At 46.7% G+C, this 15260-nt stretch carries 16 protein-coding genes; 2 read left to right on the forward strand and 14 right to left on the reverse strand.

The window, feature by feature from the left end; all coding sequences use genetic code 11:
* Window positions 1-84: 84 nt before the first annotated feature.
* Both CA600_RS03935 and CA600_RS03940 read right to left on the reverse strand, forming a co-directional pair.
* Entirely contained in the window at window positions 85-651 is a 567-nt protein-coding gene (locus CA600_RS03935; RefSeq protein WP_094869020.1) for an NADPH-dependent FMN reductase, read from the reverse strand.
* A 19-nt stretch (window positions 652-670) separates the two neighbouring features.
* Window positions 671-1726 carry an LLM class flavin-dependent oxidoreductase gene (locus CA600_RS03940; RefSeq protein ID WP_094869021.1) on the reverse strand — a complete coding sequence of 352 codons (1056 nt, stop codon included), beginning with the start codon at window positions 1724-1726 and terminating at the stop codon, window positions 671-673.
* Between the two features lie 247 nt (window positions 1727-1973).
* On the opposite strand from CA600_RS03940, the gene CA600_RS03945 reads away from it, so the two are divergent.
* Window positions 1974-3020, forward strand: coding sequence for a stalk domain-containing protein (locus tag CA600_RS03945; protein ID WP_094869022.1), 1047 nt, complete (start codon window positions 1974-1976; stop codon window positions 3018-3020).
* A 47-nt stretch (window positions 3021-3067) separates the two neighbouring features.
* Here CA600_RS03945 and CA600_RS03950 read toward each other — a convergent pair whose 3' ends face one another.
* From CA600_RS03950 to CA600_RS04005, 12 genes are all read right to left on the reverse strand, one after another.
* Window positions 3068-4342, reverse strand: a complete 1275-nt coding sequence (locus CA600_RS03950; protein ID WP_256989719.1) for a M20 metallopeptidase family protein — start codon at window positions 4340-4342, stop codon at window positions 3068-3070.
* 2 nt (window positions 4343-4344) lie between these two features.
* A complete protein-coding gene (locus CA600_RS03955; RefSeq protein WP_094869023.1) occupies window positions 4345-5682 on the reverse strand; it encodes an LLM class flavin-dependent oxidoreductase in 1338 nt (445 codons plus the stop codon).
* A 75-nt stretch (window positions 5683-5757) separates the two neighbouring features.
* Complete coding sequence (locus CA600_RS03960) at window positions 5758-6237, reverse strand: DinB family protein (RefSeq protein WP_094869024.1); 480 nt, start codon at window positions 6235-6237, stop codon at window positions 5758-5760.
* On the reverse strand, window positions 6237-7412 hold the full coding sequence (gene solA / locus CA600_RS03965; protein ID WP_094869025.1) for an N-methyl-L-tryptophan oxidase: 1176 nt from the start codon (window positions 7410-7412) through the stop codon (window positions 6237-6239). Before solA ends, CA600_RS03960 begins: the two co-directional genes overlap by 1 nt.
* Window positions 7409-8590, reverse strand: a complete 1182-nt coding sequence (locus tag CA600_RS03970; protein WP_094869026.1) for an amidohydrolase — start codon at window positions 8588-8590, stop codon at window positions 7409-7411. The genes solA and CA600_RS03970 overlap by 4 nt, the downstream gene beginning before the upstream one ends.
* 51 nt (window positions 8591-8641) lie before the next feature.
* Window positions 8642-9658, reverse strand: a complete 1017-nt coding sequence (locus tag CA600_RS03975) for an LLM class flavin-dependent oxidoreductase (protein ID WP_094869027.1) — start codon at window positions 9656-9658, stop codon at window positions 8642-8644.
* A gap of 11 nt (window positions 9659-9669) precedes the next feature.
* The gene (locus tag CA600_RS03980; RefSeq protein WP_076286779.1) at window positions 9670-10422 is read right to left on the reverse strand and encodes an amino acid ABC transporter ATP-binding protein; all 753 of its coding nucleotides are present in this window, start codon (window positions 10420-10422) and stop codon (window positions 9670-9672) included.
* Window positions 10419-11129 (reverse strand): amino acid ABC transporter permease, encoded by a 711-nt coding sequence (locus CA600_RS03985; protein WP_094869028.1) that lies wholly within the window; start codon window positions 11127-11129, stop codon window positions 10419-10421. Before CA600_RS03985 ends, CA600_RS03980 begins: the two co-directional genes overlap by 4 nt.
* Window positions 11126-11911, reverse strand: a complete 786-nt coding sequence (locus tag CA600_RS03990) for an amino acid ABC transporter permease (protein ID WP_094869029.1) — start codon at window positions 11909-11911, stop codon at window positions 11126-11128. The genes CA600_RS03985 and CA600_RS03990 overlap by 4 nt, the downstream gene beginning before the upstream one ends.
* Before the next feature lie 33 nt (window positions 11912-11944).
* Entirely contained in the window at window positions 11945-12796 is an 852-nt protein-coding gene (locus CA600_RS03995) for a transporter substrate-binding domain-containing protein (protein WP_094869030.1), read from the reverse strand.
* Window positions 12797-12800: 4 nt separating this feature from the next.
* The gene (locus tag CA600_RS04000; RefSeq protein ID WP_094869031.1) at window positions 12801-13316 is read right to left on the reverse strand and encodes a GNAT family N-acetyltransferase; all 516 of its coding nucleotides are present in this window, start codon (window positions 13314-13316) and stop codon (window positions 12801-12803) included.
* A gap of 118 nt (window positions 13317-13434) precedes the next feature.
* Entirely contained in the window at window positions 13435-14328 is an 894-nt protein-coding gene (locus CA600_RS04005; RefSeq protein ID WP_094869032.1) for a LysR family transcriptional regulator, read from the reverse strand.
* Window positions 14329-14622: 294 nt separating this feature from the next.
* On the opposite strand from CA600_RS04005, the gene CA600_RS04010 reads away from it, so the two are divergent.
* On the forward strand, window positions 14623-15156 hold the full coding sequence (locus tag CA600_RS04010; RefSeq protein WP_094869033.1) for a GNAT family N-acetyltransferase: 534 nt from the start codon (window positions 14623-14625) through the stop codon (window positions 15154-15156).
* Window positions 15157-15260: the final 104 nt, after the last annotated feature.

Below are 15260 nucleotides of genomic sequence, written 5' to 3' on the forward strand. Positions count from 1 at the left end.
TGATACATCGTCCGTTAGCTTACTTATGCAAACAAAAAACCGATGATCTTTTGGTTTAGATCATCGGCTTTATTTTAATCTTCCTTAGAAACCATATTTAGCTTCTTCAGCCTCTCGAATTTTGGCATAAGTCTCAGAGAGCACATAGGTATCTTCCACTAAGCGGTCTATACGGAATAGCACATCATCATTTACTATTTCTTTTCGATAAAAATCCTTCTCTTCTATAAATACATACGTTTGAACAATTTGCGCTTTCATATAGGCCAATATCGGTTTCAATTGCTGCTCAGCTACCAGATAGTGTCGTGCAGATCCTGCCGTGACGAGCATACTTACAACCTTGTGCTGAAATGCTTTTTCAGGCGCTAAATCGAATATATTCTTTAGTGTTGCTGGGATGGAGGCTTGAAATATAGGTGTTCCGATTACAATTACATCTGCATCCATGATCGTTTGAATGACGTACTTGGTATCCCCTTCGTATTCCAGAAAATTGCGACCATCACTGAACTGAACATCATACTCCGCCAGATCTAGAAGTGTAACTTCTGCATCTTGGTATTTTTTATAGAACGAATTTACTGTGTAATTCATGGCGATTCTGGTTTTTGAGCCTATCTTTGACCCCGATAACGCTACGATTTTCATATTTCTGACCTCCTAGAGTTTATTTTTTTGCCGTATATTTTTTAATAGCCGGTAGAATCTCAGAACCAATTAAATCTATGTTTTTCATTAAACTTTCAAAAGGTACGCCACCAAAATCCATTTGTGCGATATATCGTTGATGGCCGAAGAGTTCATGTTGATATAGAATTTTTTCAATGATTTCCTGTGGGCTGCCAATATTCATAACATCGCGCGGATCGGCTCCTTGAGCAAACGCCTGTTTAGGAAAACCACGTCCATTTGTTAATTTCATTCCTTCATTTATATATGGATAATAGGCTCTTTGGGCCTTCTGTGTCGTTTCATCCGCGTAAAAGAATCCAGCAGTCGCTACAGGCAGCTTCGACGAATCGAATCCGTTCTGGCTTGCAGCTTCACGATAAGCATCAATGGATCTTTTAAACAAGACTGCGGGACCCCCTAAATGGGCCAAAAACATAGGAACACCTGCAATACCTGCTTTGATCGCACTGGCAGAAGTTCCCCCTACGGCTCTCCATATCGGTAAGTTTCCCTCAGGACGGGGGAGGATTCTTGCATTTTTGAGAGGTTTACGAAATTCTCCCTTCCAATTCATAACTTCGTTTTCATTTATCTTTAATAACAAGTCGAATTTTTCTTCAAATAATTCCTCATAATCATTAAGATCATAGCCCAATAATTCATATAGCCCTACTCTAGAGGCACGGCCAGCTATAATTTCAGCTCGACCATTTGAGATCAAATCAATTGTAGCGAAATCTTCGTACACTCTAACCGGATCAGAGGTGCTTATAATCGTAGATGAGCTACCTATTTTCATTTTCTTAGTAGCCTGTGCAATAGCTGACAGCACAACGGTATGGGCCTGAGTAGCAAAATACTCTTGATGACTCTCTCCTACACTAAAAAAATCAATTCCTGCTTGCTCCGCTAATTGAGCCAAGTCAATAATTTCACGTATGCGTTGTTTGGCAGATATTCTGCTCCCAGTTTCAGGGTTCGCTAGATGATCACCTAATGTATAAAGTCCAAACTCTAAGCCGTTGTCTGCATTGATCCGATATTGTTCCATAATTATCCTCTTTTCTTTAAGAAGTTAGAATTCATTTATGATTTGCCTATTAAATATATTTAAGTTAGTCACTATAATAATTATAGTTAAGTGCTCTCATAATGTCAAACTAATGATCCTGTTAAGAAAAAAAACTACTCGAATCAAGCCTTTCTGCTAAGAATCCCTTATAATAATCTCCACATGGTATATTTAGGATATTGATTTGATTATTAAAGTGATAAACAAAAAAAGGAGACTTGTAGTCATGCACAGCCGCCGCTTCATGAACGTATTACTTATTCTTTTCTTATTGGCTTCCAATTCGACTCCGATCTTCGCATCGGCATCTGTTGTACCGAAGTTATCCGATGCTGTGCAACGATCTGCTATCCAAACCTCTGTCACAATTAATGGCATAAACTTTTTCTTTCAAGATGAGTTGCCTACGCTAAAAGAGGGAACAACGTTCGTTCCAACCCAACTTTTTGAGCATCCTGACATACAAGCCGATATTTCGAAGTTTATAGATAACCCTTATCCGCATGTTTTTATTTCTCATTTTAACGGAGCACTTTCTATTTATCCGGATAAAAGTGATTATATGTTTAGCGATTACAACGAAGATATAGTGGATTCTGACGTCTGGATCGATTGGAAGAGTCCTACACCTTATCTCTCCGGCAGTGATATTATGGTCCCATTGCGCGCCATTGCCGAACGAATCGGGATCTCCGTTGATTGGGATGTAGCAACTAGAACAGCGAACATTACCACGGATGATGACTTTCGTGCTGAACTCGAATCTCCTGAGGCGTGGCAAGATTGGCTAGGCATGAAACCTATAGAGATGGATGACCCCTCAGGAGAGGCAATAACAGAGCAGGAGTTAACTCAATTTGCTATTTTGAGCGGACTTCCAGTTCTGGACTCTCGGATTATTGATAAATATACGGCTGTACTCTTACATATCGAAGAGGAAGATGGCGTAGAATCGCTTACGTTGAAATACGTCGATCGTTTAAAAAACGGGAGTTTGGACTGGAGTATGGATTTAGGCATGGGGGATGATGGAGACGACGTCCAAGTGAAGCGGAGCGGACAGCTCGTTAGTGTCGGTATGTTCGATCAAGGTCTTAAGAAGCAATTCAGTCATTTTGAGGTAAGTTATAAAGTTCATGATAAGAGAGTAACTCACACCTATGATATCGCAGGGAAACAAGGCATGTTTTTTGATATTCCTGAGGAAGTGACAAGCGGAGAGATAACATTCTTTGGGAAAAACGGTTACACATTCGAAACGTATTTCTGGTGAGCTGACAAGCTTAAGCAAAAGTAAAAGGTACCCAAATTGGGTACCTTTTACTTTTGCTTAACGCTGGACGAGCTATTATGCTGTATAGCGAGTCTAACCAGTATACTCGCACCAGGAACTAGCATCGCTTCATCGATATTAAACTGTGGCTGATGGATAGCATGGTAAATCCCCTTCTCCTTATTGCCGCAACCGATAAAGGCGAAGGCACCAGGGACTTTTTCAAGATACCAACCAAAATCCTCACCAGCCAGACTTGGCTGCTCCAGAAGTATTACCTGATCCTCTCCTAGAACTACACGGGCTGCATGAAGCACCTGCTGCACCGCTTCCGCATTGTTCACTACTGCAATTCCTTCACGCAGCTCCAGCTTGTATTTCCCTCCGTAAGACTCAGCTATAGCTGAAGCATGGCGCTGTAAACCATTTGTAATTTCAGCTACCGTCGTCTTGGTAAATGCTCTGAACGTTCCTGTCAGTTCACTGTGTTCAGCGATCACATTAACAGCAGTACCAGCCTGCAACGTTCCGAAGGCCAACACCGCCGCCTCCTGCGGATCGATTCGATTAGCCATTAAACCGTTAATTTCTCCTATAAATTGTGCCGCCATCTGGATCGCATCTACAGCTCTGTGCGGAGCACTATGATGACCGGATGTCCCCTGAAATTCCACCTTAAAATGGCTGGACGCTGCCATGGCATCATGAGGGTGAATACCAAGCGTTCCGACTGGAAGCTCTGGCATGACATGCAGCGCGTAGGCATAATCGACACCTTCCAGCACGTTATCCTCAATGAGATCGCGGCCGCCCGAGAGTAATCTTCCATCAAGCGGACTCTTGACCGCGCCTTCCTCAGCTGGTTGAAAGACGAAAATAATGGTGCCAATCAATCGTTCCCGGAAGGCTGCCAAGGTTCGGGCAGCCCCCAACAGCATAGCGGTATGGGCATCATGGCCACAGGCGTGCATGATGCCGTCATTGACTGACTTGTAAGGCAACTCATTGCACTCTTGTATCGGCAGAGCATCCATATCTGCCCTTAGAAGAAGCGTGGGGCCACTATTTCCATTGCCTGCTAGGCCTTGCAGGAGGCCGACCACCCCCATTCCGAAATGTTTGCCGACATTTCTCCGTACTGTGATCCCCCACTCCTCCAACAATTCTGCTACTTTATTAGAAGTGCGGACGACATCATACAGTAGCTCCGGATGGGCATGCAAATCACGACGGTATTCAATCATTTCAGCCTGCAGCTGACCGGCGTAATGCATCATCTCCGTAATATTTAAGTTTTGGTGGATTACGAATAATGGATCCACCGTCAAATTTGCCCTGCTGGCTGAGAAGTTTTGGAATAGCGGTTCTCCGGCAAAGGTATGCCGAGGTTTCCACGCAGCGTGCCACTTTCGTATTCAGTGCGGAACAAACCCCGCTCCTGCAGAATCGGTACTACCCGATTGATGAATTCCTCCAGTCCATTAGGGACGGCAGCCGCGATCATAAATCCATCTGCCCCACCACTCTCAAACCAAGTTTGAATCTGATCAGCTACTTGTTCCGGTGTTCCAATGAAGCTGCTGCGTGGAGTAGCTGATTGCAAGGCGACCTGCCGAAGTGTCAAGCCTCTCTCCTTCGCATCCTTTTTGATTTTATCCGTTCCGCTCTGAAAGCTATTGCGTCCGAGCTCGCCAAGCTCAGGAAAGGGCTCATCCAGCGGATATTGCGAGAAATCATGATGCTCGAAGAATCTGCCTAAGTAGTTCAGTGCATTCTCAATCGTTACAAGGCCAGCAATCTCCTGGTATTTGCGCTCTGCCTCCTCCGGTGTGTCACCGATGATTGGAGCGATTCCAGGGAAAATCAGCACCTCCTCCGGATTCCGGTCAAACGAAGCTACCCGTGTCTTAACATCGTTGTAGAATGCTTGGGCATCTTCTAGCGTTTCGTGTCCAGTGAAGATAGCATCTGCTTCCTTGGAGGCGTAATTTTTACCGACTTCCGAGGATCCTGCCTGAAATACGACTGGCTGCCCCTGTTTCGAACGAGCAATATTCAGCGGTCCCTTCACAGAGAAGAACTCTCCTTGATGGTCCAGGGTATGCATTTTTTGCGGATCAAAGAATACACCTGACTCCTTGTTGCGTACAAACGCATCATCCTCCCAAGAATCCCATAATCCGCGCGCCACCTGCAAATATTCGGTAGCAATGCGGTAGCGCTTGCCATGGTCAGGATGTTCTTTTTTGCTGTAATTTGACGCAGATCCTTCCAGAGGTGAAGTCACCACATTCCAGCCGGCCCGGCCGCCGCTGATTACATCCAGTGAGCCGAATTGACGCGCTACGGTAAATGGTTCACTGTACGAAGTAGACAGGGTACCAACTAAACCGATGTTAGTGCTGACGGCTGCGAGTGCGCTAAGAATGGTCAGCGGCTCAAACCGGTTAAGGAAATGAGGAATGGACTTTTCATTAATGTACAGACCGTCTGCGATGAAGATCAGATCCAACTTGCCTTCTTCTGCCTTCTGTACCCACTCTTTGTATAATTCAAAGTTTACACTGGCATCTGGTTTGGCATCTGGATGGCGCCACATCGACGTGCTGCCTCCTACCCCATGCAGCAGTGCACCCAGCTTCAGTTGTCTTGGTTTGGTCATGTTCATTCCTCCTAAAAGTTTTGTGAGCATACGCTTCTTAGATTTCAATTCATGAAAAACTGACTTCGGAAGCAATCATTGCACAAACGATGCATTAGCTGCGCCCTGTTTGATTCGTTCGATCTGGCCAAGATGTCTCTCCACATGTGCAGTGAAGCCGCGCACGATATCGGAAATTTTCACAGTCTCCCCCTTGAAATTAATTCCGCTTTTCTCCCAATCTTCTTCGCTAAGCCGTTCAAACAAAAGGCTGTTATAGTAAAGCAGGCTGCGGAACAGCTCCAAATTGTCGGAAGCATTGCCGCTGTTGGCGTACTGACCGCTGACCCAAGCATCCTGATTGAAGACCGGAAGCTGTGCAGTCGTAGCCGCTAAAATATCACGAATGCGGAACGAAACTACGATGCTGTGGTCAGCCAGATGAGTCAATACCTCAGTCACACTCCAACTGGCGGGTTCTGCCTTCCATTTCAGCTGTTCCTCTGTTAACCCTGCGGTCGACTTTACCAATTGATGATACGTCTTTAGATAATCACTGATTTGAACTCTGCTCATTAAATCCCCTCCAATATAAGACTTGTTCGCGAATGATCCGGTGGTGCGAAACGAGATAACGAAAAAGGCAGGATGTTATGCGTTGTAGCTCCGCCGATCGCTAAGTCAGCCAGTATTTCACCCACAACACTAGAAAACTTAAAACCATGCCCCGAAAACCCTCCAGCTATCAGCACATTGGAATGAAGCGGATGGCAGTCTATAATGAAATCTTCATCAGGCGTATGCTCATATTTACATGCAGAACCTTTTAGCAATCGACCAGCTGCACCGGGCATGTAAGACTCCAGTACCTTGCGGAGGTCACCCTCATCGCTGGCTTCACTGCCGAACGGGGCAAGCGGTGAACCCGGCTTCCATTCCAGCCCTGTATCGTGGCGGCCTATCTTTAGCCCAGCTCCATCAATGCTGGGAAATCCGTAATAGCCACCCTCCTCTGCTCCTAACGTAAAGCCAGGGAAATTACCAGCAGTAAAAGCAGGGGAGCTCTCAAACCAGCCCACAACTTTGCGGATTGCTTTAATCGGCAAATGTACAAAAGGTGCAAATTTGCCAAACCAAGCTCCTGCACTAAGAATAGCTGCCGCTCCGTGATAATCGCCATTTGTCGTATGAACCGAAACGCTGCCTTCGCGAGCGGTGACATTCACTACTGGAGAGTTCGTCAACAGTTCCGCACCATGTCCAAGGGCAAGCTGACGGTAGGCGGAAATACAGCGTTCGCTGTACAAATACCCGGCATCTGGTTCATACATTGCCGCGAATGATTCCGGTATGTTCAGTGCTGGCCAGCGCCGCCGGATCTCTTCGGCATCCAAATGCTGTACGTGCACCTTCCGTTTCTTCGCTTCTTCGAGACGACCGTTGAAGGAATACACTGTGCTATCTACGAGATTCAACACGCCTGAGCGGACAAGCAGTTCTGTTCCGCTCAACTGTTCCGCTTCTTTCCATAGTGTATCTGCCCGCAAAGCTAAATCAATGTAGGCGGGATCACCACTGTAGGCATGCCGGATCAGCCGGGATTCCCCGTGATGGCTGCCCTGTGTATGTGGAGGATCGAAGGCATCAACTAGCAGCGTCTTCACTCCACGCCTCGCAAGATTGTAACCAGCACTCAGGCCCATCGAGCCTGCGCCTACGATAATTACATCGTAACTTTTATGTTCAGCTATAATTCTGCACCTCCACCGGAATTGTAGTACTCAAGGGAACGTACAGCTGCATCCGCAAGGAAATGTGCTGCCACAGGAAGTGCCTGTTCATCCAGATTGAAGGCTGGATGATGCCATTCTTGGCTTCCTTCAGTACCTATAAAGACGAACAATCCCGGTACAACGCGCTGATAGAAGGCAAAATCCTCTCCGGCCAATGAAAGCTCTGGTTTGACCGTCCGGTAGCCAAGAGCTTCAGCCGACTCTATTCCTAACGCTGCTAAGGCGGCGTCGTTGATAACCGGAGGCGGCCCTTCGATCCAGCGGACAGTGGCTTTTGCTCCAAGAGCAGCTGCCACACCAGTCGCCACTTCCCGAAAGCGGTCAAGTACTTTGCTGCGCACCGTTTCATCAAAGGTACGGATTGTACCCTCAAGCACGGCTTTTTCGGGGATGATATTCCATGAATTTCCGCTGTGAATCTGCGTCACACTGACCACCGCACTTTGTAGGGGACTGACATTACGACTAACAATGGATTGAAATGCGGTCACGATATGCGAAGCAGCTACAATCGGGTCTATCCCCGCTTCTGGAACGGCAGCATGAGAACTGCCACCCTGCACTTCAATCACAAACCCGTCAGCCGCTGCCATTAGAGGGCCCGCCGTAATACCGATCGTTCCGACTGGCAGTTCCGGTTTGTTATGCAGCCCGATTACTGCCCGGACTTCTTCTAGCGCCCCGCTAGCAATGAGCCGCTGTGCCCCTTGCGCCTTCTCTTCGGCCGGTTGAAACAACAGGCGTACCGTTCCTGGTAACTGATCCTCGCAATGCTTCAATTGATAGGCGGCACCGATCAAGGCAGCTGTATGAAAATCATGTCCGCAGGCATGCATTTTGCCGGGATACAACGAAGCATAAGCTGCTCCGGTTTCCTCCTGGATTGGCAAGGCATCGATATCTGCGCGCAGCGCGATGACCGGACCGGGCTGCTTGCCCCCAATTTCTGCGATCACTCCGGTAGACAGACCGTAATCTATGATCCTGACTCCTGTCCGCTCCAGCAGGGAAATAATATATTTTGTTGTCTCATATTCTTCGTTGGACAGTTCCGGGTGCCGGTGCAGATGACGGCGTATCCCGATTAATCCTTCTCCAAGCGCTTCCGCACTCCGCTCTTTAGCTTTGCTAGTCATATACAGTCACCCTCCATTAAACGATTTCCTGTGTGATCCTGATCCGCCGGCTCATGCCTCTGCCGGCACTTCAGCGATTGCTTCGCTCAGTAGCTCAAAGGAGCGATACCTTTTGTCAAAAGGCTGCACATTCGTAGTTATGATGAACTCCTCAATACCGGATGCCTCTGAAAGTGCCAACAGCTGTTCACGTACAGAGTTCTTTGTTCCTTTGGTAATCTCTGGTTCCAGCTCTTCAATCGTGTAGGCTTCATTGCTCTGGCGGGCAAACTCCTCCGCCTGTTCCCGGGTTCCAACGGTTAGCTTCTTCCCGCTTGCCAGCTGAATCCGAATCAACTTATGTGCGCCCGCCAGTTCTTTCGCTTCCTCTTCGGTCTCAGCCACCACTAGTGCTAAAGCGATAATTGCTTGCGGTTGTCTGCCCTGTGAAGAAACAAAACCGCTGCGGTAAGCACGAATAGCATCTAGCGCTACTGTCTTATCGCTATTAATAAATAGGGAGAACACATAAGGTAATCCAAGTTCAGCAGCAATCTCTGCACTGCCTACACTCGCGCCAAGCACATACAGCTCAGGCGGAATACCAGGAAGGGGACCTGCCTTCAACCCAGCCAGCGGGTGGTTTTCTTCGAGCCGGTTATGCACATATTTCTCCAGCTCGATGATTTTGTCCGTTAGGCTAGGGGATTCGGTTCTTTCCTGCTGAAGCGCTTGTGTGCTGCGCGGGAGACCGCCGGGAGCGCGTCCCACTCCGAGATCCACTCGGCCAGGAGCAAGTGTAGCCAACACATTAAAGTTCTCCGCCACCTTGTACGGGCTGTAATGCTGGAGCATGATGCCACCGGAGCCAATGTGGATGCGCTCTGTTTTGGCCAACAGATGTGCGATGAGTACTTCTGGAGAAGAACCGGCCACCTGCTCGGAGTCATGATGCTCCGAAACCCAGAATCGACGGAATCCAAGCGCCTCGGACAGTTGAGCCAGCTTGATCGTATGCTGGAATGCTTCCTCTGGCGTTTCTCCCGGATAGATCGGACTTTGATCGAGTACGCTGATTGTAATAGCCATTGTTTTTCCTCCTATATGGAATAGTTAAATTCAGGTGTGATTCGCTTCAGGAACTGCTTCGTTCTTTCTTCGCGCGGATGATTAAACAGCTCTGTCGGCGTTCCTTCTTCAACAATGACGCCTCCGTCCATAAAAACTACATGATTCGCCACATCACGAGCAAACCCCATTTCATGGGTGACTACAATCATCGTGATGCCTTCCTTGGCAATTTTCCGGATAACAGCCAGCACCTCACCCACTAGCTCAGGGTCCAGCGCTGATGTGGGTTCGTCGAACAAGATAACCTCTGGCTCAAGCGCCAAGGCTCGGGCAATCCCTACACGCTGCTGCTGACCCCCGGACAGCTGACTCGGGTAAGCGTCCAGCTTGCTGGCAAGACCTACCTTTTCAAGCAGTGCTATACTCCGCTTTCTCGCTTCGTCCTTCGGAAGCTTTTTGACAATTAACAGCCCTTCCATCACGTTCTCCAGCGCAGTTTTATGACGGAACAAATTGTACTGCTGAAATACCATTGCCGTTTTTTGCCTAAGCTGATGAATCTCCTTTTTTCGGGCGTGTTTGCAGTTCACTTTGAAATCGCCAATGGCGATCTCTCCGCTGCTTGGTCTCTCCAGATAATTCACGCAGCGTAAGAGAGTCGTTTTGCCTGAGCCACTGGGACCGAGAATGACGACAACCTCCCCCTTCGTCACTGTTAAATCTATATTGTTTAACACCTGATTCCGACCGAACGACTTCGAAATTTGCGCAAGTTTAATCATGCTACTCCACCTCGATTGTAAAGATTAATCCTTTTCTCAATGACCGACGTCACGCGTTCGATCAGAAACGTTAGTGCCCAGAAGATCAGCGCTGCCGCCAGATATGCCTCAAAAAACTTCCAGTTCGTTGAAGCCACTATCTGTGCCTTAGCATTGATATCCACCACCGAAACCGTAAAAGCAAGGGTAGATCCGTGCAGCATACCGATAACTGAATTCGAAAGATTAGGCAGACTTGCCGCCAGCGCTTGAGGAAAAACAATCCGCTTTAGTGCTTGGGGCGTTGTCATACCGATAGAGTGGGCCGCTTCTAGCTGACCACGATCCACAGCGAGCAGACCGGAACGGACGACCTCGGACATATAAGCTCCAGCAGTAATCGAGAACGAAATATAAGCAAAACCGATCATCGGAATCGAAACCGACCTAAAGCTCCAGCCGAAATGAGCCGCCAGACCATCAATCAGCACAGGAAGCCCAAAATATATAAGCAGCAGATGCGTCAGCATCGGTGTCCCGCGGATGAATGTAACATAACCGACGGCCAGCGGATGCAGCAGTGGAACTCTGTAAAGCCGGATCAAGGCTACAGCCACTCCAATCACAAAACCAATCCATACAGAGACAACCGTAATATATAAGGTCGTAGGAATTGCACTCAGAATTTGTACCAGCGCAGTCCATATAAACGATGGGTCCAATTTCATAATCCGGTGCCTCCTTTGCCCGGTCCCAATTCTGCAATAATGCGTCGGTAGGACCAGCTTTTGTTAATTTTAAACAATTTTTTGTCAGGCGTATTTCGCTTTTCATGCCGTAGCAGATGGTGTTCTGCTACAAGCAGCAGCTTCTCAATCGTAAAGCTGATGACCAGATAGATAAGCGCAAGCGCGATATAGGTTTCAATAAAATGCTGTGTTAAGCTGCCAAGCGTCTGAGCTTTACCTGTCATTTCCATCACGCCGAGAGTAAAAGCTAATGACGTATCTTTCAGTAGTGCAATTACTAGATTGGAGAATACAGGAACTGCTATACCTAGCGCTTGGGGCAGCACGATTCGTGTAAAAGCTTGAAATCCCGTCATCCCCGCAGCATATGCAGCCTCCACTTGCCCCTTATCCACCGCCATCACAGAAGCCCTAATCATTTCGGACATGTAGGCTCCCGTATGCAGACCGTAGGTTAGAATCACAAAGACAAGTACTGGAGTTCGGGTCATATCCACATGGACCAGCTTCATGATTTCAGGCAGACCATAATAAAACAAGAAGAGCTGGATAAGAATCGGAGTTCCCCGAAAAAAAGAAATATAGATTTCGGAGAGGGTCTTTAACACAGGCACTTTATAAAGTCTTGGCAGAGCTACGAGAAAGCCGACAATAATTCCTGTCAGTAGAGAACAGGCGACAATCTGAAGCGTGGTGCTTAAAGTCCCTAGCAGCTTAGGCAAAAACGAAAATACAAAACTGATATCAAACTGTGCGCCCATATATTCCCTCCCTTCCCGTGCTCACCGGCTTAATCATTTAACCGAATCCGCTGTAACATCCGCACCCAGCCATTCCGTGCTCAGCTTACCCAGTGTTCCATCCGTCTTCAGCTCTTTAATCGCACTGTCAATCGCATCTGACAGCTTTTGTGAATCGGCATCATCCTTACGGAAAACATAGAGAATGTCCGCAGAGGACAGCTCGTCGCCCGTTGCTTTTAGCTGACTCTGCGGATCAATGATCGGGAGTACAAAATCTGCAGCCAGCGTAGCGTCCACACGCCCAGTACTAATCTGTGCGACGGTATCATTCGCTGCACCGTTCTGATACACGATATTAATCGCATTGTCATGCTCTTTATTGTAGTTCTCCAGAATTTGCGCTTGTGCGCTTGTCGCACCGACTAACACCTTTTTTCCTTTGAGATCATCCAGTGATTGGATTGAATCATTATCCTTCGCCACTACGATGCGGTTTCTCCAGTGGGCATAGGCTTCTTTGTTAAAAGAATATTTCAACTCCCGCTCCGGATTTTTCTCCATGACATGGGCAACCAGGTCGATTTTTTTAGTTTCCAGACTCAGCAGTAAATTGCTGAAATCCATGGTTTGAAACTCAAATTCATATTCAGGCAGCTGCTTATCGATTTCTTTGAGCAGTTCCACATCAAAGCCGGTAAGCTTGCCGTTCTCATCTATGAAGCAGACCTTCGGAAAAGCAGTACCCGTGCCTACGATGATCTTAGTTACCTTTGTCGAACCATTTGCCGTTGCCGAAGCTTCGGCTGCATTTCCATTCTGGCTGCTGTTCGTGCTGTTATTTCCGCAACCTGCTATCGCCAGTGTCAATAACGATGCAATTACTAATGAAATGGACTTTTTCATTGTTCTATCCCCTTTGAATGAATTGTGGTTTATTTATGAGTGTTTTTTTCATCAGATACATAATGCCGTCACCATTCTGCTGATCCAGTTCCAGAAACCGTTCATACCCCCGGCGTTCATACATTTGAACTAACCATGGGTGCTTCTTAGCCGTTGCCAGCGTGACCGCAGCCGAACCCAATTGTCCAGCAATAATGTGCTCTTCCACCCAATTCATAAGCTTTCCACCATAACCTCTGTTACTGTAATCCGGATGAGCAGCAAACCATTTAATAAAAGGCAGTGGGCTAATCTTCTTCATCTCTTCTTCTTTTGAAAGTGTTATCGTCGCAACTATCGTTCCATCAACTTCCAGCACATAACACTCATTCGTAGCAATATTGTCTTCAATAAGTGCCAAGTCAGCTGTAGCCGCCGGCCAATGCAGCCCGAGCTCGCGAATCAGCTCATACGCACGATATGTAACCTCTAGTAAATTCTCCGCATCTTTCAGTTCTGCCAATCTGTATGTCTCACTCATCGCAAGCCCTCCATCCTTCCAAAATTAAATTTATAATTCCTATAGAAATAGTCAACATTATATGCAATTAACTTTATCACTGCATGTGACCATGCGCTAATAGAGTTTTTTAATACATCTATACAATTAGTCGATCTCCTGTTTTACCAATACCGAGTTCAAGAAGAGTTTCTATGAATTCAGCGTTCTCCCCATTTAATGAAATCAGGCTGGTTCGTAAGGAGATGCCTTCCGTCTCCGCAATATCCACCCGTACTAACGTCCCTGCCGCTACTTCCTCTTGCACACTAAGTGCCGGAAGGAAACAGATGCCTGCTTTTTTCAACACCAGCTTCTTGGCTGTCTCCAGGTTATCCACCTGATATTCAATCTTCGGCGGCTGTTCCATGCTCTCAAATACACGATGCAGCCGCATCCAATCCAAAGACCCGCATTCAAAAAAGACCAACGTCTCCTGACGGATATCCTCCAGCGAAGCGCGTTGTACCTTAGCTAAGCGATGTCCCTCCTGTACATACAGAGAGATGGGATTTTCGCAGAAAGGAAAAGCTTGAATAGCCGGATTTACGACCTTACGGATAAAAGCCAGATCTAGCTCTTTCGATTTCAGCTTATCAATCAATACTTCTGTAGAAGCTGTCGTCAGCTTAATTGTGATATGCGGATACCTGCGCTTCAAATGAAGCATCAGATGCGGCATTAAATAATTGGAAACCGAAACAGTACTGCCGATCCTCAGTTCATTTGGAATATGCCCCTTGGCCTGCACCTGATATTTACCGTTCTGATAGATCTGAAGAATCTGCTGGGCATAGGGAAGAAATTGCTTTCCTTTATCCGTTAGGCTAATCTGCTTACCTAACCGATCAAACACTCTGCAATCCAATTCCCTTTCGAGCGATTGAATCCGTGCCGTAACTGTCGGCTGAGAGATATATAGGACTTCGGCCGCTTTATTGAAGCTTCCATAATGGTTGATGTAGACAAAAGCCTCAATATTTTCAATGTTCATCCCTAATCCCCCTAAACAAATATTAACTTTACTATTCCGATGTAAAAACAATGAAATATGACGATGCTTTCCTATAGATTTTGTTTATATCTTATTCACGTCCCCATTTTTTGTCAACTTAAATTCCGTGTAAATCAATCGGATTTCGAATCAAACGTTATGTTTATTTCATATAGAGCTTTTCTATTCATATATCAAAATTATAAAATACCCCTTATATAACTCGGAATTATCGTTTATAATGACTTCATTCTTATGAACTAATACATTGGACTGAAAGGGGATCCCGAGAATATGTCACAAAAGATTATTATCCGTGAAGCTGAGAATAAGGACCGCGATGCCATCGCTGAAGTGATACTGGACGCTTACCACCAATATTCCGAGATCATGCCCGAGCCGTTGTGGCTAGCTTACCAGAAATCACTTCTTGAATCTGTCCATGGCGATGCCCCGATCGTGCGGATCATCGCTGAAATCGACAAGAAAATCATTGGTAGCGCACTCTTGTTCAGCTCCTCGGAAACGGCATACGGTAAACCTGAGCTAGGCATTCACTCCCCTATCCTGCGCTTACTTGCCGTATCCCCATCCGTTCGCGGTCTCGGTGTTGCAACCCATCTAATTGATGAAGCTGCAAGGAGATCTCGCGAGTTGGGTGCCACCACTTTGAATCTGCATACCTCAGAAATGATGGCTTCAGCAATTAAGCTCTACTATCGCTTAGGCTTCAAACGGGCGTATGAGACCGATCTTATGAACGGCGAAACCCTGGTACAGGGTTTCCGGCTAGACCTACTGACTTCCGCCCGAACTACAGCAGGCTAATTATAAAATTCGGGTACAGATTAACCCGATGAATATAACGTATTCTTAAGCATTGTCTTGAAATTATAAAAAAGAAGCCTCGGGAAGCTTCCCAATGATCTTAT

Origin of the sequence: Paenibacillus sp. VTT E-133280, from assembly GCF_002264385.1 — a bacterium.
In the GTDB taxonomy this organism is placed as follows: Bacteria; Bacillota; Bacilli; order Paenibacillales; family Paenibacillaceae; genus Paenibacillus_AQ; species Paenibacillus_AQ nitricinens.